Genomic DNA, 20,928 nt, shown 5'->3' with positions numbered 1-20,928 from the left:
CCCCCCCCCCCCCACGACACGGTGCTCGGTCGCGCGGATCCGCCCGCCGGTGATGTCGCTCAGCATCTGGCCGAAGTTGACGGCCAGGCCGTCGCCCGGCACCTCGAGCCAGGCGCCGTCCGTGGCCCTGGCCTGGAGGCCGCCGCTGCCGTCGGTCCACAGCAGGGTGACGAAGCCGCTGTCGCTGTGCGGCCGGCCGACGACCAGGCGGCCGTCGGGCAGGATCTCGGGATCGGCCGGCTGGCTGGCCGGCGGGCGCACCGGATAGTGCAGCAGGCGCAGGGTCGAGTTGCCGCCCTCGAACCAGGACAGCGGCCGCTGCGGCGCCACGCCGAGGCCGAGGGCGACGGCGCGCACGAGGTCGCGGCCGAGCGCCTCGAAACGCCCGTAGGCCTGTGCGACCGCGGCCCGCCAGCCGGCGCAGGGCTCGGCGGCCGGCCAGGGCGTCGCCTCGGTCAGGGGGTCGGCGTCGCGGGGCCTCCAGTCGTCGCCCAGGGCGTCGCGGCCGAGGTCGATGCCCTCCTTGTAGGTCGGGTCGCCGTCCTGCAGCGGGAAGTAGCCGCGGTAGACGTTGCGGTGCGCCGGCTCGAACTTGCGCCGGGCGAGCGCCCAGCGGGCCTCGGCCGGCAGCTCGAAGAAGCGCAGCAGCAGGCGCATCTCGGCCTCGAAGGCGGCGTCGACCACACCCTCCAGGACCAGGAAGCCGGGATCGGCCCCGGCGGCGACGAGTGCGTTGGCCGCGGCGGGATCGCCGGCGCGCAGAGCCGAGGCCTCGAGGCGGGGAATGGCGGTCATGGCGGCAGCGTCTCCCTTGGGCTCGCGGGGGCCGGTCGCCCCTCGGTCGTTCGGAATTGTCCGTCCCCGCCCGGTCAGGCGACGGTCCAGTCTTCCGTCAGCAAGCGCGGCACCCGCGCAAACTCGCCCCTGTTTGCGGTCACCAGCGTGGCGCCGCGGCGGCGCGCCTGTGCTGCGATCAGCAGATCGTAGGGCCCGATCGGCGTTCCGGCACGCTTGAGCTCCGCCCGGAGCGCGCCCGCCTCCTCGGCGTCTTCGGACTCCAAGGCGAGCACCTCGATCGGCGCCTGCAGGAAGATTCCGAGCCGCTCGGCGTTCTCCTCACGCCGGGCGCTGTTGGCGATGCCGTAGTGCAGCTCGAAGAGGACGATGGAGGAGAGCGCGAGCCCGCCCTCCGGCAGCGCGCGCAGGAAGCGCTGCAGCAGCGGCGCGGGGGCCTGTTTCAGGACCGCGATGACGACGTTGGTATCCAGGCAGATCATCCGTCGAACGACGGCTCGTCGCCTTCCGGCAGGGGCGGCTGCTCCCGGCCTTCCTCCATGAAGGGCACGTCCTTGTAGCGCGAGAGCGCAGCGAGCCAGGCGCCGGCGTCGAACTCCAGGGGCTCGAGCAGCACGCCGCGCCCGACCCGGCGCACGCGCACCTCGGTGCCCGGCAGGCGGAAGGCCTTCGGCAGCCGGACGGCCTGGCTGCCGCCGTGCTTGAAGAGTTTTGCGGTCTCGCTCTCGGCCATGCCCGCCTCCGCTCCCCGGCAGGGGTAGATACTCGCTGTATATATGCGACGGGCGTGCGGCGGGCAAGCGGGCTCGCGAAACTCGGCCGCTGCTTCCGCTCAGATCACCCGCTCGCGGACCTTGAGGAAGCGGATCTTGGGGTGGTTCTTCTGAGCGTCCTCGAGGTGCCAGGCGTTGCGCGCCAGGAACACCGGGCAGTCGTCGTGGTCGTCGGCGATCGAGGAGCGCTCGCCCTCGGTCAGCGCCTTGAGCGCCACAGGGTCGTCGCTCTCCAGCCAGCGCGCCGTGAAATAGATGGTCTGCTCGAAGATCACGGGCACGTCGTACTCGGTGCGGATGCGGTCGGCCATGACCTCGAACTGCAGCGGGCCGACGACGCCGACGATCCAGTCGGCGCCGAGGCGCGGCTTGAAGACGCGGGCCGCGCCCTCCTCGGCGAGCTGGGACAGGGCCCGGCCCAGGTGCTTGGCCCTCAGCGGGTCGGTCGGGCGCACCTTCTGCAGCATTTCCGGCGCGAAGGCGGGCAGGCCGGTGAAGTGCAGCTCCTCGCCCTCGGTCAGGCTGTCGCCCAGGTGCAGGTTGCCGTGGTTCGGCAGGCCGATGATGTCGCCGGCCCAGGCTTCCTCCGCGAGCTCGCGGTCCCGCGCCAGGAACAGCACGGGATTGTGCACGTTCAGGGTCTTGCCGGTGCGCACCTGCTTCAGCTTCATGCCGCGCTTGAAGTGGCCCGAGGCGAGCCGCACGAAGGCGATGCGGTCGCGGTGCTTGGGGTCCATGTTCGCCTGAATCTTGAAGACGAAGCCGGAGACCTTGTCGTCGGCGGGCGAGACCGAGCGCTCGGCGGCCGGCTGGGCGCGCGGCGGCGGTGCCAGGCGGGCGACGCCCTCGAGCAGCTCGCGCACGCCGAAGTTGTTGAGCGCCGAGCCGAAATAGACCGGCGTCATGTCGCCGGCCCGGTAGGCCTCGAAGTCGAAGGCGGGGCAGAGGCCGCGGGCCATCTCGACCTGCTCGCGCAGCTCGGCCACGGCGTAGTCGGGCAGCAGCGCGTCGAGCTTGGGGTCGTCGAGGCCGTGGCACTGCTCGCCCTCGGCGGCCCGCTCGCCCTTGGAGCGGGCGATCAGCAGCAGCTTGTCCTCGAACAGGTCGTAGCAGCCGAGGAAGCCCCGGCCCATGCCGATCGGCCAGGAGGCCGGCGTGACGTCGAGTTGCAGGGTCTGCTCGATCTCGTCGAGCAGCTCGAAGGAGTCGCGCGCCTCGCGGTCCATCTTGTTGATGAAGGTGACGATCGGCACGTTGCGCAGGCGGCAGACCTCGAACAGCTTGCGGGTCTGCGCCTCGATGCCCTTGGCCGCGTCGATCACCATGATCGCCGAGTCGACGGCGGTCAGGGTGCGGTAGGTGTCCTCCGAGAAGTCCTCGTGGCCCGGCGTGTCGAGCAGGTTGAAGGTCCAGTCGCCGTAGTCGTAGGTCATCACCGCCGAGGTCACGGAGATGCCGCGCTCCTGCTCAACCTTCATCCAGTCGGAGCGGGCGCGCCGGCGGTCGCCGCGCGCCTTGACCGCGCCGGCGAGCTGGATGGCGCCGCCGAACAGCAGCAGCTTCTCGGTCAGCGTCGTCTTGCCGGCGTCCGGGTGGCTGATGATCGCGAAGGTGCGGCGCCGGGCGATCTCCGGCGGCAGCTGCGCCGCGCCGGCGTCCGGATCGCCGACCAGCGGGGGAGCGGTCGTGTCCATGAAACTCTCGATTCCGTGGTGTCCCGCCTCATGTAGCGGAGGCGCGGGCCGGATGAAAGGGGCGGGGGCGCCGCAGGGGGCGCACGTATCGACGCCGCTGGCCGACACCGCTGGCCGACGCCGCTGGACTTGGGCGGGGCCCCTGACTACCTTCCGCGGCGGACGGACGGGGAGTAGCGCAGCCTGGTAGCGCATCTGCTTTGGGAGCAGAGGGTCGCTGGTTCGAATCCAGTCTCCCCGACCAGTCTCGCCGCGGCCTTTCCCGACCGGAGAGGCCGACCTAAAGAGGCCGAGCGGAGGGTTCGAGTCGTGCAGGTACGCATCTACAGGCTGTCCAAGACCGCCATGCAGTCGGGCCGCGCCCTGACCGACAACTGGGTCGTCGAGCACGAGCCGCTCGAGGGCCGGCGCGTCGAGCCGCTGATGGGCTGGACCTCCTCGGGCGACACCCGCCAGCAGCTCCGCCTGTTCTTCAAGAGCCAGGCCGAGGCCGAGGCCTATGCCCGGCGCAACGGCCTGATGTACTCGGTCGAGCAGCCGCACGAGCGCACCGTCCGGCCCAAGGCTTACGGCGACAACTTCCGCCCCGACAAACTGCTGACCTGGACCCACTGACGCGCTGGCGGCCCTGCGGTTGCAGCTCGGCCCCGTCTAGGTCCGCCCGCTAGTCTTCGATCTGCTTCTGCTCGTCGGGCTCGATGACCTCGAGGCGGACCGGCTGGCGGTCGGACTCGAGCAGCTCGATGGCCCGGTCCGCGCCGTCCTGGAAGGGGTCGAGGACGAGGTCGGCGCCGGCGGCGAGCAGCATCGGGGTCTCCGCCTCGCGGTTCGTCGTCACGGCGACCCGGCCGCCGAAGCCGGCGGCGCGCAGCGTCTGGGCGAAGACGATCCGGGCGTCGCTCTGGTTCACGCCCGCCTCGTGGTCGCGGATCGTCGAGATTGCCCAGTGCGCCGAGCCCAGCGGCAGGGACGCCAGGAACTCGGGGTCGGCGACGTCCCCGTAGACAGTCTCGAGCCCGTCCCGCCGCCAGAACCTGACGGCGATCGGGCTGAAGTCGACGCCGAGCACCCGGTAGCCCTTCAGCAGCAGGCGCGTCGCCATGGCGCCGCCATAGCGGCCGAGGCCGAACAGGATGACGTCGAAGCGGCCGGTCGGCGCCGGCGCCTCGGCCTCGGCGCGCCGGCCGCGCCGGATGTCGAAGGGTCCGAGCAGCGGCTCGCACAGGCGGTAGAGCTGGTGGGAATAGGTGATCATGTAGGTCGAGGCCGCGATCGTGATCAGCCCGACCAGGGTGACCAGCCCCAGGGCCTCGACCTCGACCTGTCCGACCGCCAGGCCCATGGCCATGAAGATGAGGGAGAACTCGCTGATCTGCGCCACCGTCAGGCCGGCCAGGAAGCCGGTCCGGCGCTGGTAGCCGAGCGCGGTCATGATCATCAGCACGATCAGCGGGTTGCCGACCAGGACGAAGAGCGAGAGCACGGCGGCGTCGAGACCGCTCGCGCCCAGGCTCTCCAGCTCCAGTCGGGCGCCGAGGCCGATGAAGAAGAACAGCAGCAGGAAGTCGCGCAGCGGCGCCAGGCGCGCCGAGATGGCGTCGCGGAAGGGCGTGGAGGCGAGTGCCACGCCGGCGAGCAGGCCGCCCAGCTCCTTGCCCAGGCCCAGCGCCTCGCCGAGCGCGGCAAAGGCGACCGCCAGGGCCAGGGCGAAGCCGATCAGCAGCTCCGGCGCCTGGCCGAGGCGCTCGGTCAGGGGTGTGGCGACGAAGCGCACGAAGACCAGCACCAGGCCGAGCATCAGCAGGCCGGCGCCGAGCGTCGCCAGGACCCCGCCGACCAGCGAGCCGCCCTCTTCGGCGCCGGCGCCACCGAGCGCCGACAGCAGGATCATGGCGAGCACCACGACCAGGTCCTGGACGATCAGGAAGCCGAGTGCGATGCGGCCGTGGAGGGAGTCGATCTCGCGTTTGTCGGAGAGCAGCTTGACGATGATGATGGTGCTGGAAAAGGTCAGCGCGACGGCGACGTAGAGGCTGGTGACGGCGTCGAGGCCCAGGCCGAGGCAGATCAGGAAGCCGAAGAGCGAGGTGAAGATCACTTGGCCGAGGCCGGTGGCCAGCGAGACGGGGCCCAGGGTGCGGATCAGCTGGACGTCCAGCTTGATGCCGACCAGGAACAGCAGCACGGCGATGCCGAGCTCGCCGAGCAGCTCGATCGGCTCGGCGGAGCGGGCGATGTCGAGGCCGGAAGGACCGGCCAGGATGCCGACCGCGATGAAGCTGACGATCAGCGGCTGGCGCAGCAGCAGGCCGAGGAAGCCCGCCGTCGCGGCCAACACCAGCAGCACGGCGACCTCGTTGAAGGTCGATTCGAAGATCCATTCCGTCATCGCCGCCCCTCCATGCCGTTCGCCCGGCCTGCTCCGGCCTCGCCCCGGCCGTTCAGTCGCCGCGCCGCAGGGCGGCGAAGATGCGCTTCTCGAGCTCGACGACGGCCAGCAGGACGACCCCGAGCGCGATCACGACGAGGCCGTCGGAAAGCGCCACCGGCCGGCTGCCGAAGACCGCGTTGAGCACCGGCAGGTAGGTGAAGGCGAGCTGCGCCACCACCACCACCGAGACGCCGGTCAGCACCGCCCGGGTGCCGAGGACGCCCTGCCAGGACAGCGAGCTGCCGTGCACGTAGCGGACGCTGAACAGGTAGAAGATCTCCATCACCACGAAGGCGTTGACGACCAGCGTGCGCGCGCTCTCGATCGGCAGCCCGCGGCCGATCGCCCAGGTGTAGACGGAAAAGGTTCCGGCCACCATCAGCGCCGAGACGAAGAGGATGCGCCAGAGCAGGCGTCCCGAGAGCAGGGCCCTGCCCGCCGGCCTGGCCGGCCGCTGCATCGCGCCTGGTTCCGTCGGCTCGAACGCCAGGGTCAGCCCCAGGCTGATCGCCGTCACCATGTTGATCCAGAGGATCTGGACCGGCGTCACCGGCAGGGTCAGGCCCAACAGGATCGCCAGGATGATGGTAAGGGCCTCGCCGCCGTTGGTTGGCAGCGTCCAGGCGATGACCTTGGTCAGGTTGTCGTAGACCGTGCGCCCTTCGCGCACGGCCGCCACGATCGAGGCGAAGTTGTCGTCGGCCAGCACCATCTCGCTGGCTTCCTTGGCGGCCTCGGTGCCCTTGCGGCCCATGGCGACGCCGACGTCGGCGCGCTTCAGGGCGGGCGCGTCGTTCACGCCGTCGCCGGTCATGGCGATGATCGAGCCGTCGGCCTGCAGGGCTTCGACGAGACGCAGCTTGTGCTCGGGGCTGGTGCGCGCGAAGACGGTGGCCTCGCGGGCCTGCTCCAGGAAGCCGGCCTCGTCGAGCGCGTCCAGATCCTGGCCGGTGACGGCGCGGGGATCGTCGGCGAGCTCGAGCTGGAGCGCGATGGCGCGCGCCGTCGCGGCGTGGTCGCCGGTGATCATCTTGACCCGGATGCCGGCTGAGCGGCACTCCGCGACCGCGGCGATCGCCTCGGGGCGCGGCGGGTCGATCAGCCCGACCAGGCCGAGCAGGCAGAGCCCGCCCTCCACCTCGTCGGGCGAGAGCCGCTCGGCGCTCTCGGGCAGGGTGAGGCGCGCGATGCCCAGAACGCGCTGGCCGTCGGCCGCCAGAATCTCGACCTGGCGGAGCCAGCGGTCCGCCTCGATCGGACGGTCGCCATCCGGCGCGGCGACGGATTCACACATGGCGACGATGCGCTCGGGCGCGCCCTTGACGTAGGCGACGGCCGACCGGCCGTCCCGGCCGTGCAGGGTCGCCATGTAGCGGTGCCGGGAATCGAAGGGAATCTCGTCGCGGCGCGGGCAGTGCGCGCGTGCTGCCGCGGTGTCGTGGCCGGCCTTCACGGCCAGCGACAGCAGCGCGCCCTCCATCGGGTCGCCGTCGACGATCCAGTCGTCATCGACCTGTCGCAGCTCCGCGTCGTTGCACAGCAGCGCCGCGAGCGTCAGCTCCTCCAGGACCGGGTCCGACGCGGCGTCGATCGTCTCGCCCTCGACCCGGAAGTCGCCGCTCGGGCGGTAGCCCGCGCCCTCGACTTCGATGCGAGCTTCCGAGGTCGCAAGCGTCCGCACGGTCATCTCGTTGCGCGTCAGCGTCCCCGTCTTGTCGGAGCAGATGACGGAGACCGCGCCGAGCGTCTCGACCGCCGGCAGGCGCCGGATGATCGCGTTGCGCCGCGCCATGCGCTGGACGCCGACCGCGAGGGTAATGGTCATGACCGCGGGCAGCCCCTCGGGGATCGCGGCGACCGCGAGGCCGACGACGGCCATGAAGGCCTCGTCGTAGGGATAGGCGCGGACGAAGGCGGCGAAGCCGAAGACCAGGGAGGAGGCCGCCAGCACGGCCAGGGTGACCCGCCTGGCGAAGCGGTCCATCTGCCGGACCAGCGGTGTCGTCAGGCTCTCGACGGCGCCGATCATGGCACTGATGCGACCCAGCTCGGTGTCGCCGCCGGTGGTCACGACGAGGCCGGTCCCCTGGCCGGCCGCGACCAGGGTGCCGGAGAAGGCAAGGGAGAAGCGGTCGCCCAGCGGCGCGTCGGCCTCGACCGGGGGCACCGCCTTGTCGACCGGGACCGACTCGCCGGTCAGGATCGCCTCGTCGACGCGCAGGCTGCGCGCCTTGACCAGGCGCAGGTCGGCCGGCACCCGGTCGCCCGCCTCCAGCAGCACGAGGTCGCCCGGCACGACCGAGTCGGCCGGGACGGGGGTCCGCCGGCCGTCGCGCAGCACCGTGGCCTGCGGGTCGATCATGCCGCGGATCGCCTGGAGCGCGCGTTCTGCGCGGCCTTCCTGGACGTAGCCGATCACGGCATTGACGAGGACCACGGCCAGGATGACCAGGGCGTCGGTGACGTGGCCCATGGCCGCGGCCAGGGCGCCGGCGACCAGCAGCACGTAGATCAGCAGGTCGTGGAACTGCAGGAGAAAACGTACCAGGGCGCTTCGGCGCCGGCCCTGCGGCAGCCGGTTCGGGCCGTGCTCCTCGAGCCGCCGCGCAGCCTCCTCCCGGGACAGGCCGTCCGGGCCGCTGTCCAGCGCGGCGACTGCGGACGAGGCCTCCAGGGCGTGCCAGGGCCGATCCCGGTCGTGAGCGGGCGAGCCCTGACCGGACGCCGGCCCGGCGCCGGGGGATGCTGCGTCGCTTGGAGACTGCTTGGGCATGGGCTTCCTGTCCTGCCTGCCGTTCTGCCGTTCTGCCGGAAAGCGCCCCGCCCAGTCCAGCGGCGATCCGCCACGGCCCCGCGCCGGGGGCGACCTGTCGAGGGACGTGCCGCGGCATCCTGGCGCCGGCCCTGGCGCTCGTGCCGGCGGGTCACGACTGCCGTGCTGCCGCGCGCAAAAACTTCCCTTGACGCGGGTGCGCGACTTTCCGATCTTCTTGGTGTCGCCTGGATCGAGAACCGGGCGGTCGCGGAGATTTGAGCGAGCAGCTTGCGCCGCGTCACCAAACGCTAAAGCGCCACGGCACCGTCGTGGCTTCCACTTTCGAGGAGGGCACCATGAGCGGGCGTCACGATCCAACGCGAATGCACCGAACACCTGCGATGAGGAAGACCCTCGGCCGCTGTCGTCGCGGCTGCTGATTTCCCTCGCGCTGTTCCGGGCCCCCAGGGCTCCGGCGATCGCCGCTCCCGGCCTGCCGGTCGGGGCGGCCCACCGTTCGGTGAGAAACGCGTCCATGTCCCAGAGCTATGTGATCGAGATCGACGAGGAGTCGGTCGGCCTGGTCGTCCGCAAGGACGGCGACCGCAGTTTCGTGTTCCATGCCGCGAGCAGCCGCTTCGGCGTCCTCGATGGGCAGGCCTTCGCCAGCGTCCGGGCGGCCGAGCGCGCCGCCGCGAACCTGCACCGCCGGCCTGCCGTGGCGGCCTCCCAGCGGCCGGCGGGACTCCGGCAGGCCGCCGTGGGAGGCCGCTGATGGACGGCTCCAGCGCGCCGGTCCGCCCGGCGCAGCTCGCGGTTCCAGGAGGCGAGCGCCCCTCGGCGCGCGCGCCCTCCTCGGCTCCGGCCGAGGCGCTCCTGCGCTTCCGCGGCGTCGCCAAGATCTTTCCGGCCCGCAAGGGGCAGGCGGCGGTGACCGCGCTCAGCGACATCGATCTCGAGGTGCCGCGCGGCGCCGTGGTCGGCGTCATCGGCCGCTCGGGCGCCGGCAAGTCGACGCTGATCCGCCTGGCCAACGGCCTGGAGCGGGCGAGCGCCGGCTCGGTCGAGATCGCCGGCCGTGACGTCACGGCGCTGACGGAGCGCGGCTGGCGCGATGCGAGACGCTCAATCGGCATGATTTTCCAGCACTTCAATCTTCTGTCCTCGCGCAGCGTCTTCGACAACGTGGCGCTGCCGCTGGAGGTCGCCGGCCTCGGGCGGGCGGCGATCGAGCGGCGCGTCGCGCCCCTGCTCGACCTCGTCGGGCTGACCGACAAGCGCGACCGCTACCCGGTCGAACTGTCGGGCGGGCAGAAGCAGCGGGTCGGCATCGCCCGCGCGCTCGCCACCGAACCGGAGCTGCTGCTCTGCGACGAGGCGACCTCGGCGCTGGATCCCGAGACCACGGCCTCGATCCTGGCGCTGCTGCGCCGGGTCAACCGCGAGCTCGGCGTGACTATCCTGCTGATCACCCACGAGATCCCGGTGATCAAGGAGGTCTGCGACCGGGTCGCGGTGATCGACCAGGGCCGCATCGTCGAGCAGGGTGCCACCTTCGAGGTCTTCACCCGTCCGGCCCAGGCGACGACCGCGCGCTTCGTCGAGGCGGTGACCCGCGCCGAGCTGTCGCCGCAGCTGGCGGCGCGGCTCGCGGCGAGCGGCGGGGCCGGGGCGCGGCTCGTCTTGCGCATCGGCTTTTCCGGCAGCGCCGGCACGGCGCCGCTGGTCGTGCGCCTGGCCGAGCGCTTCGGCTCGGCCTTCGAAGTCTCCGGGGGGCGCATCGACACGGTCGGCGGCAGGCCCTTCGGCAGCCTCATCGCCCTGGTCCCGGCCGACGGCGACCTCGGCGACCTGGTCGAGGAGTTCGACCTGACCCTGGAGGTGCTCGGCCATGTCGCCTGAGATGATTTCCCTGATCCTGGAGGCGACCCTGGAGACCCTGGCGATGGTCGCGGTGGCCGCCGGCATCGGCACGCTGCTCGGCCTGCCGCTCGGCGTCTTCCTGGCGACCAGCCGGCGCGGCGAGCTCTTCGCCGCCCCGGCGACCAACGGCGTGCTCGGCCTGATCGTCAACGCTACCCGCTCGACGCCTTTCATCATCCTGGTCGTCGCGATCATCCCCTTCACCCGCCTGGTCGCCGGCACCTCGATCGGCACGACGGCGGCGATCGTGCCGCTGACCGTGGCCTCGACGCCCTTCATCGCGCGCATCGTCGAGGGCGCGATCCGCGAGGTCGACCACGGCCTGGTCGAGGCGGCGCGTGCGATGGGCGCCTCGCCGCTGCAGATCGTGGCCAAGGTGCTGGTGCCCGAGGCGCGGCCCGGCATCGTGCTGGGCCTGACCCTGGCCGTGGTCAGCCTGCTCGGCTACTCGGCGATGGTCGGGGCGGTCGGCGGCGGCGGCCTCGGCGATCTCGGGATCCGCTACGGCTATCAGCGCTTCATGCCCGAGGTCATGGCCGCGGTCGTGCTGGTGCTGATCGTCCTGGTCCAGGCCGTGCAGTCCGGCGGCGAGCGTCTGGCGCGCCGCCTCAACAAGCGCGTGCGGCAGGACTGAGCCTCGACGCCCCCTTTCCCCCTCCGTCCCTCTCTTTCCCCAACCCTCTCAGCCAAGGAATCGCTGCCATGTCCTTCTCTCCTTCCCTCCGGCGCCTGGTCCTGGCCGCCGCCCTGGCCGCGGCGCTGCCCGCGGCCGGCGGCCCCGCCGCCGCCGAGACCCTGAAGATCGGCGTCACGCCGGGCCCCCACGCCGAGATCCTGGAGCAGGTCAAGCCGGTCGCGGCCGAGCAGGGCCTGGAGATCGAGATCGTCGAGTTCTCGGACTACGTCGTGCCCAACGAGGCGCTGAACGCGGGCGAGATCCAGGCCAACTCCTTCCAGAACCAGCCCTACCTGGACAACCAGATCGCCGACCGCGGCTACGCCCTCGAGACGGCGGCCCTGACCGTCAACTTCCCGCTCGGCATCTATTCTTCCAAGCACGACTCCTGGGACGCGGTGCCGGAGGGCGCCTCGGTTGCGATCCAGAACGACCCGACCAACGGCGGCCGCTCGCTGCTGCTGCTCCAGGACAAGGGGGCGATCACGCTGCGCGAGGGCGTCGGCTATGCGCCCAGCGTCGCCGACATCGTCGAGAACCCGAAGAACCTGCGCTTCATCGAGATCGACGCCGCCCAGACGCCGCGCGTGCTGCCGGACGTCGACGCCGCGGCGATCAACACCAACTACGCCGTCGAGGCCGGCCTGACCCCGGAGCAGGCGCTGCTGCGCGAGGACCCCAAGGGACCCTACGTCAACATCCTGGTGGTGCGCAGCCAGGACCGCGACGCGGCCTGGGTCGCCAAGCTGGTCGCGGCCTACCACAGCCCCGCGGTCAGGGAGTTCGTCGAGACGCGCTTCGAGGGCGCGGTGCTGCCGAGCTGGTGAAGCGTGCCGGCTGGCGCGGAAGGGGGCGGTCCCGCCGGGCGCGGGGCCGCCCTTTCCTTTGTCAAGGCGCCGCCGCCGTCGCTATAGTCCCGGCGCCGCGAGGAACCGGGCGCCCGTAGCTCAGCTGGATAGAGCACGTGCCTTCTAAGCATGGGGTCGTTGGTTCAAGTCCAACCGGGCGCACCACCTTGTCTCCTCGCCGCCGACCCCCGACTCGAAAGCCCTTTCGCCGGAGTGCAGCCCCCGCCGCCGGCGGGCACCGCGAATGAAGTGCAGGCGAGCGGCGCGAGGAACCCCCTTCGCCGGTCGGGCGTTGCCGGTCCGGTGAATTTCGCCTGTAATGATAGCTCGGCGGCCGGTCGTGTCCAGGCCGGTCCGTCGTGCGTGCGCGTTGCGACCTCGGGTGAGTTTGGGGGAGGGGCATTTGGAGAGCGTTCAGCCGGAGGAAGGTGCAGCGGCCGACGCACTGGTCTGTGCTGTCGGCGGGCCGCTCATCGATGCCGTCCCCGTCGCGATCTACGTCTGCGACGCCGCCGGGGTCATCGTCCGCTACAACCCCAAGGCAGTCGAGCTGTGGGGCCGCGCACCACAAGTCGGCGATCCGGAACAGCTCTTCTGCGGATCCTTGCGCCTGCACCGGGTCAACGGCGGCCTCCTGCCGCACGACGAGATGCCGATGGCCTGGACGCTGCGGACCGGCGAGGCGGCCGAGAACCGGGAGGTGGTCATCGAGCGTCCCGACGGCAGCCGGATCTGGGCGCTCGTCAACATCGCCCCGCTCGAGGACGGCGAGGGCAGGCTGATCGGCGCCGTCAACTGCTTCCAGGACATCACCGCCCGCAAGCGGGCGGAACGGGCGGCACAGGAGACCAGGGACTTCCTGATCGGCGTCATCGAGACCACCCCGGAATGCGTGAAGGTGGTCGCCCGGGACGGCCGTCTGCTGCGCATCAATTCTGCGGGCCTGCACATGGTCGAGGCGGACTCCCTGGACCAGATCCAGGGCAGCGACATCTTGCAGCTGATCGCGCCGGCCTACCGCACCCGCTGGGGCGAGCACCACCGGCGGGTCTGCGACGGCGAGACCCTCTCCTGGGAGTTCGAGCTCGTCAGCCTGAAGGGCACGCAGCGGCACATGGAGAGCCATGCCGTTCCGCTCGCCTTGCCCGACGGCAGCGTGGCGCAGCTCGCGGTCACCCGGGACGTGTCGCAGCGCAAGCGCGACGAGCAAGCGCTGCGCGAAGGCGAACAGCGCCTGCGCGAGATCCTGGGCGCGCTGCCGACCGCCGTCTACACCACCGATGCCGAGGGTCGCCTGACCTTCTACAACGAGGCTGCCGCCGACTTCTGGGGCTGCCGGCCGATCCTGGGCGAGGCCGCCTGGCGCGGCGCCTGGCGGATATTTCAGCCCGACGGCAGCCCGTTGCCGCACGAGGCCTGCCCGATGGTGGTGGCGCTGAAGGAGCGGCGGGCGCTGCGCCATGCCGAGGCGATCTGCGAACGCCCGGACGGCCGGCGCATACCCTTCGCCGCCTATCCGACGCCGATGTGGCGCGCCGACGGCAAACTCGCTGGCGCCGTCAACATGCTGGTCGACATCAGCCGCCACAAGCAGGCCGAGGAACACCAGCAGCTGCTGGTCAACGAGCTCAACCACCGGGTCAAGAACACCCTGGCGACGGTGCAGTCGATCGTCCGCCACAGCCTGCGCGGCGCCGAGTCCGTCGAGAGCTTCCGCGCGACCTTCGGCGGCCGCCTCATGGCCTTGAGCCGGGCGCACGACCTGCTGACGCAACGACACTGGGAGGGGGCGGCGCTGACCGTCCTTCTGGAACAGGCCGTCGCGCCCTACGAAGGTGCGACGCAGGCCCTCGCACCAAGGTCGCCCGGCGCCAGGGTGCGGCTGGACGGGCCGGACGTTGCCCTCAGCGCGCGCCAGGCGCTGGTGCTCGCCATGGCTTTTCACGAGCTTGCCACGAACGCTGCCAAGTACGGCGCGCTGTCGACGGAGGAGGGGAGATTGGAAATCGTCTGGACCATCGAAGAGGCCGCGGCCGACGCCCCGGCGCAGCTGCTGCTGCGCTGGTGCGAGCAGGGCGGGCCCCGGGTAGAGCCGCCGTCGCGGCGCGGCTTCGGCTCTCGCCTGATCGAGCGCAGCGTCCCGGGGGAGTTGATGGGCGACGTACGGCTGGACTACCAGCCGGAGGGACTGCGTTGCGCGATGCGGATTCCGGTTGGAGTGGCCGATGTCCTCCATTGAAGCGGCCCAGGACGACCTGGTCGGGCGACGCGTGCTGATCGTCGAGGACGAGACGGTGGTCGCGCTGATGATCGAGGACATGCTCGACGACCTCGGCTACCAGCTCGCCGGATCCCTCGCCTCGCTGGAGAAGGCGCTCGAGGCGGCCCAGGACACGGACGCCGACGTCGCTCTGCTCGACGTGAACATCGGCGGCAAGGAGATCTTTCCGGTCGCCGAGCGCCTGCGCCAGCGGGGTATCCCGCTGATCTTCGCGACCGGCTACGGCAACGCCGGCCTGCCGGCGGCCTGGCGCGACGTCACGGTGCTCGCCAAGCCCTTCGTGCTGGAGGACCTGAGCAGGGCGCTCGGCCGGGCGCTGGCCGGCTCGGCCCGCGGCTGAGCGGCGGACCGGAGCCCGGCCCCCGCGTGCGCATCCTTGAGATCCGCGAGAAGAGCGTCTCGATCGCCTCCGAGATCGCCAACGCCTACATCGACTTCAGCCGCATGACCTGCTCGGTGGTGGCGGTCGTCACCGACGTGCGACGCGACGGCCGGCCGGTCGTCGGCTTCGGCTTCAACTCGAACGGCCGCTACGGCCAGGGTTGCCTGATGCGCGAGCGCCTGCTGCCGCGCCTCGCCGCGGCCGATCCCGAGAGCCTGCTCGACGAGGCCCGCGACAACCTGGACCCCTTCCGGATCTGGGATGTCATGATGAGCAACGAGAAGCCGGGCGGCCACGGCGAGCGCTCCGTCGCCGTCGGCACGCTCGACATGGCGATCTGGGACGCCGTCGCCAAGATCGAGGGCAGGCCGCTGTGGCGCCTGCTCGCCGACCGCTACCGTGACGGCCGGGCCGACGAGCGCGTCTGGGTCTACGCCGCCGGCGGCTACTACCATCCCGGCAAGGACATCCGGGCGCTGCAGGCCGAGATGCGCGGCTATCTCGAGCGCGGCTACAGCACGGTCAAGATGAAGGTCGGCGGCGCGCCGCTCGCGGAGGACATCCGCCGCATCGAGGCCGTGCTGGAGGTCGTCGGCGAGGGCTCCAGACTCTGCGTCGATGCCAACGGCCGCTTCGACCTCGAGACCGCGCTGGCCTTCGGCGAGGCCGTCGCGCCCTACGGCCTGCGCTGGTACGAGGAGGCCGGGGACCCGCTCGACTATGCGCTCCAGGCCGAGCTCGCGACGCGCTACGACGGCCCGATGGCGACCGGCGAGAACCTCTTCTCGATGCAGGACGCCCGCAACCTGGTGCGCTACGGCGGCCTCCGGCCGGAGCGCGACGTCCTGCAGTTCGACTGCGCGCTCAGCTACGGCCTCGTCGAGTACCTGCGCACCCTGGAGATGCTCGCCGCGCACGGCTGGTCGAGCCGCCGCCTGGTGCCGCATGGCGGCCACCAGATGTCTCTGAACATCGCCGCCGGGCTGCAGCTCGGCGGCAACGAATCCTACCCGGACGTCTTCAAGCCTTTCGGCGGCTTCGCCGACGGCGTGGCGGTCGAGGACTCGCTGGTCGGGCTTCCGGACCTGCCCGGCATCGGCTTCGAGGCCAAGGCCGACCTCTACGCCGTGCTCGAGACGCTGCTCGACTGAAGGGTGCCGTGTCCCGACTGCTCAGTCGGTCTCGGCCGGCAGCAGGGCGATCGAGGAGGCGCGCAGGCCCTGGTGGCGGAAGCGGAGGAAGTCGGGGACGGCACCGGCCACGGTCACGCGGTCGCCGACGCTCAGTGGCGTCGAGCCGCTGCCGCCGAAGCGGCCGGAGGCGACGGCGCTGAGGTCGGCCGCGACCATGCGGCCGCCGCTGTCCACCGTCAGGATATCGCCGTCGATCGCGGCGACGGTCCCGCTGACGGCCAGCCAGTCTTCGTCCGGCGCGCCGGGGTAGTTGAGCTTCGGGATCACCAGCGTCAGCGCCCGGATCGTGCGGGTCCGGGAGAAGTCGTCGTCGGTGAGGCCGGTCACGACGACCCGGTCGCCCAGCGCCAGCAGGTTCCCGGCCCAGGGATGGCCGCCCATCTCGACGACGATGTCGCGCTGCATGTCCTTGAGCGTGAAGTGGTCCGTCGCCACGCTCTCGACGGTGCCGGTGATGCCGATCCGCCGCGTCTCGGCGGCAGGGACGGAGTCCGCGGAAGCTGCGGTCAGCGCCGCGACGGCGAGGGACAGCAGCGCGAGCAGGCGAAGCGATCGGCGTGCCATGATCCGGAGACCTCCACCCGGCCCGTCGCGCCCCCGTTCGCGGGTCCGGGAATTATGAAAAACGCGGGCGCAGCCCCGCCGGTTCCGCGGCAGGCCCGCGGCGCCTCCTCCCGCTCAAGTCACGCCTCCGTCGGCGGCCGGAGTGAGGCGGGTGAGGGATGCCGCGGCGGCGCCAGACGAGGGGGCGGTTGCCTTCTCGCTATTCGTCATCCCGGACGCTAGGCGAGCCCGAGAGCCGCCAGGCGTCGCGAGCCTTGCGATCCGGGATCCAGCCAGGGCGGCCAGGATCAGCGTCGCCAGGAACAGGCGAGGACGCCAGCGGCCGCGTCTCCGCGGTGGGGAAGGAGCGTTGAAGGTCACGCTGGTGCGGAGGTCCCTGGAGACAACGGTCAGGCGGCACCGGCCGCGTCGGCCGGGCCCGTCACTCCTGTAACGCGCCCGGCGGCGATTCCCGGCGTCGGGGTCTTTCGATTCGTCGCCGGACGTCAGGTCGGCTTCGCCGCGGCCGGGTGCAGCAGCAGCAGCGCGGCCAGGCCGGCCAGGCCGATGCCGGCGGTGATCGCCAGGGCATCCGTCCCGAAGCGGGCCATCAGCAGGGCGAAGAGGAAGGGCGCCGAGGCCTGGGCGAGGCGCGTCGGCACCATCAGCAGCCCCTGCCGGACGCCGTAGCCGTGGGGACCGAAGAGCGCCAGCGGCAGGGTGCCCTTGGCGATGGTCAGGACGCCGGCGCCGGCGCCGTGCAGCAGGCTGAAGGCGACCGCGCCCGGGGCGCCGAGCAGGATCAGGACCGCGGCGCCGAGCGGGTGGGCGAGGCTCGCCGCGCGCGCCGAGAACAGCGGGTGCAGGCGCTGCAGCAGCCCGAACTCGAGCAGCCGCCCGGCGACCTGGGCCGGGCCGACCAGCGCGGCCGCCGCGATCGCCGCGGCGGGCGAGGCGCCCGCCTGCTGGAGCAGGCGCGGCAGATGGGTGCCGATCGCCGCCGTGGTGAACCAGACCGTCGCGAAGAAGAAGCCGAGCAGCAGCATCGTCCGGTCGATCGGTGGCCGTTCCGCCGGCGGCGGCGCGGGCTCCGGCGCGAGACCCGCCGCCGGGACCGGCGGCCTGCCGACGCCGCGCGGCAGCAGCCGGTTCAGCGGCAGGCCGATGAGCAGGTGCGCGGCGGCCCAGGCGAAGCAGGCGCCGCGCCAGCCGACCTCGGCCTCCAGGGCGGCGGAGACCGGCCAGCAGATCGTCGAGGCGAAGCCGGCGATCAGGGTGATGCCGGTGATCGCGCCGCGCGCCCGCGCGCCGTAGAGGCTGGCGAGCGCCGAGAAGGCGGCCTCGTAGAGCCCGATGGTCATGCCGACGCCGATGATCAGCCAGGCGGCGACCATCACGGCGGGCTCCTGGGCCAGGCCGAGCAGGGCGAGCCCCGCGGCGAAGATCAGGCTGGACAGGCTGAGCAGCCCGCGGCCGCCGCGGCTGTCGATGCGGCCGCCGGCCAGCGGACCGAGCAGGACCCCGACCAGGAGCGCGCCGGAAAAGGCCGCGAAGACGCCGTCGACCGGGATGCCCAGGTCGGCGGCCATCGGCTCGGCGAGGATCGCCGGCAGGTAGAAGGTCGAGCCCCAGCCGAGGGTCTGGGCGGTGCCGAGGACCAGCACGACGGCGCTGCGCGGAAGCGTCACGGCTGGGGCTCGGGCAGGGGCATGCCCGAGGCTGCGTCGCCATCGGCCGAGGGTCAAGGGATTCGTCTATATGATTCGGGCAAGGGTGCCCTGCCGATCCCGCGGGTGCGCGTGACAGTTCGGTGAAGTTTCCGGCCGCCGCACCGCTGTCATCGCTCGGCAATGCGCCGGCTGTATCACCTCGGCGAACGCAGACACCGATCGTCCGGAACATCCGAACGAAGCCGGAGGAAAGCCCTTGCTCGCGCTCGACCAGGTGACCGTGACCTACCCGACCGGCCTGACCGCTCTCGCCGACGCCAGCCTGGCCTTCGAGCCCGGCGCCTTCACCGTGCTGCTCGGCTCGTCGGGGGCCGGCAAGTCGACCCTGCTCAACTGCCTCAACGGCATCGTCCGACCGACTCGCGGCCGCGTGCTCGGTCTCGACGGCGCGCAGATCTTCGCCAGCCGACGCGGCTTGCGGCGGCATCGCCTGGAGACCGGCAAGATCTTCCAGCAGCACCATCTGATCGGCCGCCTCTCGGCGCTGGCCAACGTGCTGACCGGCAGGCTGGGCTTCCATCCCTCCTGGCGCACGCCCTTCCCGCTGCCAAAGGCGGACCGCATCGCCGCCCTCGAGGCCCTCGACCGCGTCGGCCTGCTCGACAGGGCGCTGGACCGCGCCGACTCCCTCTCGGGCGGGCAGCAGCAGCGGGTCGGGATCGCCCGGGCGCTGGCGCAGCGGCCGCGGATCATCCTGGCCGACGAGCCGGTCGCGAGCCTGGACCCGGCAAGCGCCGAGGCGGTGCTCTCGCTGCTCCACGAGATCTGCCGCGAGGACGGCATCACCGCCGTCGTCAGCCTGCACCAGGTGGGCTTCGCGCGCCGCTTCGCCGACCGCACCTTCGGACTCTGCGCCGGCCGCGTGGTGTTCGAGGGGGACGCTCAGGCGCTGACCGAGTCGGAGCTCGAGCGCATCTATCGCAGCGGCGCGCCGACGGCGCGGCCGCGCTCCGACCGCAAGTCCCATCTCGAAGGCCGCCCGGCCGCGGAAGCCGCCGCCGCGCAGCGGCGCCGCGCGGTCGCCTGAGACCTCGCCTCCGCGGCGAGGCTTGTCCGTCGCTTGTCCCCGACCCCAAAGCAGGAGCCGTCATCATGCAACGCCGTCAGATCCTGAGAGCCGCCTTCCTTGCCGCTGCCGCCGGCTTCCTGCCGGTCCTCGCCGCCGTTCCCGCCGCTGCCCAGGACGCCGATCCGGACGTGCTTCGCGTCGCGCTGCTGCCCGACGAGAGCCCGGCCACGATCATTCAGAACAACCAGGCGCTGAAGGATTTCCTGGCCGAGCAGACCGGCAAGGAGATCGAGCTGATCGTCACGACCGACTATTCCTCGATGATCGAGGCGATGCGCTTCAATCGCATCGAGCTGGCCTACTTCGGTCCCTTCTCCTACGTGCTGGCCAAGGAGCGGGCGCCGGGCATCGAACCCTTCGCGGCGCTGATCACCGACGGCGCGCCAACCTACACCTCGGTGGTCATCGCCAACGCCGACTCCGGAATCGAGGCGATGACCGACCTGGCGGGCCGGACGCTGGGTTACGGCGATCCGGCCTCGACTTCGAGCCACCTGATCCCGCGCGCCTTCATCCAGGAGGAGGCCGGCCTGGTCGCCGGCAGAGACTACGAGTTCCACCACCTGGGCACCCACGACGCGGTCGCCCGCGCGGTCGAGAGCGGCAAGGTCGAGGCCGGCGGCCTGTCGAGCGCGATCTTCGCCTCGCTGCTCGAGCGCGGCAAGATCGACGCCGCCAAGGTCAAGGTGATCGCCGAGAGCGCGCCGATCCCGAACTATCCCTGGACGCTCCAGGGCTGGCTCGCGCCCGAGCTCAAGCAGAAGATCCGCAACGCCTTCCTGAACCTGAAGGAAGAATCGGTGCTGGCCCCCTTCAATGGCGAGGGCTTTGCCGCCATGAGCGACGCCGACTACGAGATCCTGCGCCGCGTCGCCGGGACCCTGGAGATGGATCTCAACAAGGGCAGCTGAGCGCGCCCGGCGAGAGCCGGCCCGTTCCTCCGTCGCGGCGGAGCGGGCCGCTGCCCTGCGACCCCACCAAGGAAGACAGCAATGAACGCGATAGCCGTCGCCAGGCCCGACGAGCCGGGCAGCGAGATGCAGGCGAGCTACGAGGCGCTGCTGGCGCGCAGCCGCGAGCGGCGCCTGAAATCGGGAGCGATCGTCGGGGCCGTGGTCGCGACCGTCCTGGCCTGCTGCTGGCTGACCGGGCTGCTCGACGGCCGGCGGCTGGCCGAAGGCATCCCGGCGCTGGGCCAGCTGTTCGGCGAGATGATGCCGCCAGACTTCACGCGCTGGCGGGACTGGATCCGGCCGATCGTCGACACCCTCGGCATGTCGGTCGCCGGGACGGCGCTCGCGGTCGTGCTGTCGCTGCCGATGGCGCTGCTGGCCGCCTCCAACACCACGCCCAATGCCGTCGCCTACCGCGCCTCGCGGCTCTTCCTCAACGTCTTCCGGACGGTGCCGGAGCTGATCATGGGCATCCTCTTCGTCGCCGCCGTCGGCTTCGGCGCGCTGCCCGGGGTTCTGGCGCTCGGCCTGCATTCGATCGGCATGGTCGGCAAGTTCTTCGCCGAGGCGATCGAGCACGTCGACCCCCGCCCGGTCGAGGCCGCCCGCTCGGCCGGCGCCAGCCCCTTCCAGGTGATCTGGCACGCCGTGCTGCCGCAGGTGCTGCCCCAGCTCTCCGACATCACGGTCTACCGCTGGGAGTACAACTTCCGCGCCTCGACCGTGCTGGGGGTCGTCGGCGCCGGCGGCATCGGCTTCCAGCTGATCTCCTCGCTGCGGCTGCTCGACTACCAGCAGGTCGCGGCGATCCTGCTCTGCATCCTGGGCTGCGTGACCCTGGTCGACGGCCTCGGCGCCTTGCTGCGCCGGCACCTGAAGTAG

General features: G+C 71.8%; 19 protein-coding genes and 2 tRNA genes. 13 read left to right on the top strand and 8 right to left on the bottom strand.

Annotated elements, in window-relative coordinates; translation table 11 throughout:
- From WD341_RS20720 to WD341_RS20705, 4 genes are all read right to left on the bottom strand, one after another.
- The coding region (locus tag WD341_RS20720) for a 2OG-Fe(II) oxygenase family protein (protein WP_368427396.1) at positions 1-795 on the bottom strand (795 nt) is incomplete at its 3' end.
- A gap of 74 nt (positions 796-869) precedes the next feature.
- Positions 870-1,277, bottom strand: coding sequence for a type II toxin-antitoxin system VapC family toxin (locus tag WD341_RS20715; protein ID WP_368427395.1), 408 nt, complete (start codon positions 1,275-1,277; stop codon positions 870-872).
- On the bottom strand, positions 1,274-1,528 hold the full coding sequence (locus tag WD341_RS20710) for an antitoxin (RefSeq protein WP_368427394.1): 255 nt from the start codon (positions 1,526-1,528) through the stop codon (positions 1,274-1,276). Before WD341_RS20710 ends, WD341_RS20715 begins: the two co-directional genes overlap by 4 nt.
- Positions 1,529-1,627: 99 nt before the next feature.
- Positions 1,628-3,262, bottom strand: coding sequence for a peptide chain release factor 3 (locus WD341_RS20705; RefSeq protein ID WP_368427393.1), 1,635 nt, complete (start codon positions 3,260-3,262; stop codon positions 1,628-1,630).
- A 167-nt stretch (positions 3,263-3,429) separates the two neighbouring features.
- Between WD341_RS20705 and WD341_RS20700 the strand changes: the two genes are divergently transcribed.
- Both WD341_RS20700 and WD341_RS20695 read left to right on the top strand, forming a co-directional pair.
- A tRNA-Pro gene (locus tag WD341_RS20700) sits at positions 3,430-3,506 on the top strand.
- A gap of 65 nt (positions 3,507-3,571) precedes the next feature.
- Positions 3,572-3,877, top strand: coding sequence for an ETC complex I subunit (locus WD341_RS20695; protein WP_368427392.1), 306 nt, complete (start codon positions 3,572-3,574; stop codon positions 3,875-3,877).
- 49 nt (positions 3,878-3,926) lie between these two features.
- Here the strand turns inward: WD341_RS20695 and WD341_RS20690 are convergent, their stop codons facing one another.
- Both WD341_RS20690 and WD341_RS20685 read right to left on the bottom strand, forming a co-directional pair.
- Positions 3,927-5,651 (bottom strand): cation:proton antiporter, encoded by a 1,725-nt coding sequence (locus WD341_RS20690; RefSeq protein ID WP_368427391.1) that lies wholly within the window; start codon positions 5,649-5,651, stop codon positions 3,927-3,929.
- Positions 5,652-5,703: 52 nt separating this feature from the next.
- Positions 5,704-8,466, bottom strand: a complete 2,763-nt coding sequence (locus WD341_RS20685; protein WP_368427390.1) for a cation-transporting P-type ATPase — start codon at positions 8,464-8,466, stop codon at positions 5,704-5,706.
- Positions 8,467-8,983: 517 nt separating this feature from the next.
- On the opposite strand from WD341_RS20685, the gene WD341_RS20680 reads away from it, so the two are divergent.
- The 8 genes from WD341_RS20680 to WD341_RS20645 all read left to right on the top strand — a co-directional run bounded on the left by WD341_RS20680 (position 8,984) and on the right by WD341_RS20645 (position 15,709).
- Positions 8,984-9,223 (top strand): hypothetical protein, encoded by a 240-nt coding sequence (locus WD341_RS20680; protein WP_368427389.1) that lies wholly within the window; start codon positions 8,984-8,986, stop codon positions 9,221-9,223.
- Complete coding sequence (locus WD341_RS20675; protein ID WP_368427388.1) at positions 9,223-10,350, top strand: methionine ABC transporter ATP-binding protein; 1,128 nt, start codon at positions 9,223-9,225, stop codon at positions 10,348-10,350. The genes WD341_RS20680 and WD341_RS20675 overlap by 1 nt, the downstream gene beginning before the upstream one ends.
- Positions 10,340-11,005, top strand: a complete 666-nt coding sequence (locus WD341_RS20670; protein WP_368427387.1) for a methionine ABC transporter permease — start codon at positions 10,340-10,342, stop codon at positions 11,003-11,005. The genes WD341_RS20675 and WD341_RS20670 overlap by 11 nt, the downstream gene beginning before the upstream one ends.
- A 68-nt stretch (positions 11,006-11,073) precedes the next feature.
- Positions 11,074-11,874, top strand: a complete 801-nt coding sequence (locus tag WD341_RS20665; RefSeq protein ID WP_368427386.1) for a MetQ/NlpA family ABC transporter substrate-binding protein — start codon at positions 11,074-11,076, stop codon at positions 11,872-11,874.
- 109 nt (positions 11,875-11,983) lie between these two features.
- Positions 11,984-12,060, top strand: a tRNA-Arg gene (locus WD341_RS20660).
- A gap of 238 nt (positions 12,061-12,298) precedes the next feature.
- The gene (locus WD341_RS20655) at positions 12,299-14,134 is read left to right on the top strand and encodes a PAS domain S-box protein (RefSeq protein WP_368427385.1); all 1,836 of its coding nucleotides are present in this window, start codon (positions 12,299-12,301) and stop codon (positions 14,132-14,134) included.
- Positions 14,121-14,516, top strand: coding sequence for a response regulator (locus WD341_RS20650; RefSeq protein ID WP_368427384.1), 396 nt, complete (start codon positions 14,121-14,123; stop codon positions 14,514-14,516). The genes WD341_RS20655 and WD341_RS20650 overlap by 14 nt, the downstream gene beginning before the upstream one ends.
- Positions 14,517-14,542: 26 nt before the next feature.
- Positions 14,543-15,709, top strand: a complete 1,167-nt coding sequence (locus WD341_RS20645) for a mandelate racemase/muconate lactonizing enzyme family protein (RefSeq protein WP_368427383.1) — start codon at positions 14,543-14,545, stop codon at positions 15,707-15,709.
- A 21-nt stretch (positions 15,710-15,730) separates the two neighbouring features.
- Here the strand turns inward: WD341_RS20645 and WD341_RS20640 are convergent, their stop codons facing one another.
- On the bottom strand, positions 15,731-16,315 hold the full coding sequence (locus tag WD341_RS20640) for a hypothetical protein (RefSeq protein ID WP_368427382.1): 585 nt from the start codon (positions 16,313-16,315) through the stop codon (positions 15,731-15,733).
- Between the two features lie 485 nt (positions 16,316-16,800).
- Complete coding sequence (locus WD341_RS20635; RefSeq protein ID WP_368427381.1) at positions 16,801-17,982, bottom strand: MFS transporter; 1,182 nt, start codon at positions 17,980-17,982, stop codon at positions 16,801-16,803.
- Between the two features lie 238 nt (positions 17,983-18,220).
- On the opposite strand from WD341_RS20635, the gene phnC reads away from it, so the two are divergent.
- The 3 genes from phnC (at position 18,221) to phnE (ending at position 20,928) form a co-directional block, all read left to right on the top strand.
- A complete protein-coding gene (gene phnC, locus WD341_RS20630) occupies positions 18,221-19,051 on the top strand; it encodes a phosphonate ABC transporter ATP-binding protein (RefSeq protein WP_368427380.1) in 831 nt (276 codons plus the stop codon).
- Between the two features lie 65 nt (positions 19,052-19,116).
- Entirely contained in the window at positions 19,117-20,004 is an 888-nt protein-coding gene (gene phnD / locus WD341_RS20625; protein ID WP_368427379.1) for a phosphate/phosphite/phosphonate ABC transporter substrate-binding protein, read from the top strand.
- 81 nt (positions 20,005-20,085) lie between these two features.
- Positions 20,086-20,928 carry a phosphonate ABC transporter, permease protein PhnE gene (gene phnE, locus WD341_RS20620; RefSeq protein WP_368427378.1) on the top strand — a complete coding sequence of 281 codons (843 nt, stop codon included), beginning with the start codon at positions 20,086-20,088 and terminating at the stop codon, positions 20,926-20,928.

It is taken from the genome of Tistlia sp. (assembly GCF_040905785.1).
Taxonomy (GTDB): Bacteria; Pseudomonadota; Alphaproteobacteria; order Kiloniellales; family DSM-21159; genus Tistlia.
Note: the sequence above shows the minus strand (reverse complement) of the source record. Positions and strands in the feature narration are given on the sequence as shown.